This is a genomic window from Clostridium sp. (assembly GCF_051650885.1).
Taxonomy (GTDB): Bacteria; Bacillota; Clostridia; order Clostridiales; family Clostridiaceae; genus Clostridium.
In genome coordinates, this window is sequence record NZ_JBOFRG010000048.1 from 1 (window position 1) to 2,316 (window position 2,316).

Here is a 2,316-nt window from a genome sequence, read left to right on the forward strand (position 1 = left end):
AAACAAAGTAGTTCTTGTTTGTGGCAAGAAAGTGTAGCACATGCGTGCTACGACAAATATATTTGAGGCCAAGGTAAATGAAAATTCTTATTGAATACCTAGAGATATCATACTCAAGGTAGGTTTAAGGTGTGTGTTACTGGAGTAATCGGGGGAAGGCGCCTCGTGCTTAAATAGTACTCGATAGCACTCTTTAGCCTGACGTCCATTCCGTACCTGGGGTATCCCACATGAATGTCTCACAATTATAATCAAACATGAAACTTACTATGAAACTTGATGTGATGGTTTAATATTGTTTTACTGATCATTTTCTTACACTGTTTCAGAATAAATTATAAATAGGTCAAAAAACTTCGTTAACATGAAGAATATGAAAGCTCCCACCACCAACTCTACTACTACTCCAACTAACACCAATAAAAAAACTTACATTAAAAATTTACTCGAGATGTACTACCGTTTTGGGTACGTCAGTCTCCTTGTCCAAGTGATCTTAGACGTTAACAATTGAAAAGCTCCATCAATTGTTTAATGTTTGTTTGTTTACATGTGATCTTTACTTCACATAAAAGGAATTAGAGATAGTAACCCATCGATTAATTATAATAAATCTTCTTTTCCTGAATGTAATAGGTTTAAATCGCCAAAACCTGACAATAACGAAAGTTATCTCAAAGTGATATATGAATAAACTAAAAAATTCTTTAATGCAGTAGGCCTTAAGATGAAAAAAAAAATCTTCTACAAATTGCTATGGATGTCAAGAAGATGTCGTCGTACTTGTAGGGTCACAAGGATACAAAAACTTGGGAATTACTGAGAACTCCACAAGCGCATTCAATTGAGAAATTTTTGAGTATGTAAAGGCTGAAATAATGAGTCATGTTAAGCGACTATGCTTGAAAAAGTTAAATGGTGGGAATATGTTAGAGTCATAACCGAACATATTATTTCAGTCATCAACTTCTATGTTGGCCTTCTGAATCTTGAATAACAGATTACAAAGGTTTAGATTTTAAAATTTCTTAGATGTTTATAAAGCATCATATCCACTTACAACCAGTTTGTAAAGAGACTTAACCTTCAAAGAAATGAAATAAAAAGAGGACTTACATGTATTGAGAACAGGTTTTAAATTATGCTACTTAACATGTTTTACTCTCTAAATGTAGCTAAACAAGCTCAACTAAACGTGCAGCAATACAGAAAGTAAAAGAGGTAAACAAATCACACTTCATACAATACTAAAGTACTTTAAACCAAATACAACTTGGAGGGTATTGTGACACCAAAAACAGCAGTCAAATCATAAAATACTTATCTCTACGGCGAGATTTAATTTAAAACAAATCACTGAAAGCTGTACAGAGCAAGGAAGAATGAACTAAATTAAAAAGGGGTCTCCTACATTATTGGTAAAGGGGAACAACCAGGCTAGATCTGAAGTAACCTATTGTTTTCTACAAAGAAGAAATATCTTTTGTGGACAGGAGAGACAATGTTCTCACTGCAGATCTTATAGAAAGACTGTAGATCATTAAGCTACCAAGTGTGATCGAAAGTTAGAGTTTGATTATATGAGAAGACACAACGAGGTAAAAAGATCTCTAAATATCTTGTTATGTAAGAAGTATGACTTAAGAAAATCTAGTAAGATAAGATCCCAGTCTGTACAAGAAGTATTGTCTATTGATAATGTTGAAGTACGAATGGATACGGGTATTTAAACTGACATTATTAAGGTCAGACATAACAAGTCTGATATTCTTGTATTAAATAAGAAGATAAAGGAAATTTTGATTTTCGAGCTAAATAAACACTAAGATCTTCTCACAGTTTAATTAAATTGAAAAATAAGAAAATACAATCTTCTTGCTAATGAGCTTGGAATTAATACACAAATCTAAAACAAGAATAGTTCTCTATTTAATGACATGGGACAGTGTGGTAACGACTAATCACAAGAAGTACATTCAAAAACTAGGAATCAAACTTACATTTGAAGGAAACATCCAGTCTGTTGTGCTTAAGAAAACCTTTGAGAGTATCTCTCTGGAGAAAGACGAAGCTGATGAAGAAGAGATTGAGAAAGAATTGGAGAATCTGGCGAGTTCAAGAAGAAAATTTAAAGAGGTACAACATGAAAGGTATGACACAAGATCCGAGACGATAATACCAAGGAAAACTCATAACCCTTAAGATCTCTTAACTGAAAAACCTTGTCTGTTAAAAGACTAAGTATTGGGCTCTTTTATACAATCTACTGACATCTAGAGGCTTAAAATTAAGCCCAGTTAATTTATTTATAAGTTT

At 32.9% G+C, this 2,316-nt stretch carries 1 protein-coding gene; it reads left to right on the forward strand.

The window, feature by feature from the left end; translation table 11 throughout:
* The first annotated feature begins 1,887 nt into the window (after positions 1 to 1,887).
* A complete protein-coding gene (locus ACRC28_RS02385; protein WP_438541859.1) occupies positions 1,888 to 2,202 on the forward strand; it encodes a hypothetical protein in 315 nt (104 codons plus the stop codon).
* Positions 2,203 to 2,316: the final 114 nt, after the last annotated feature.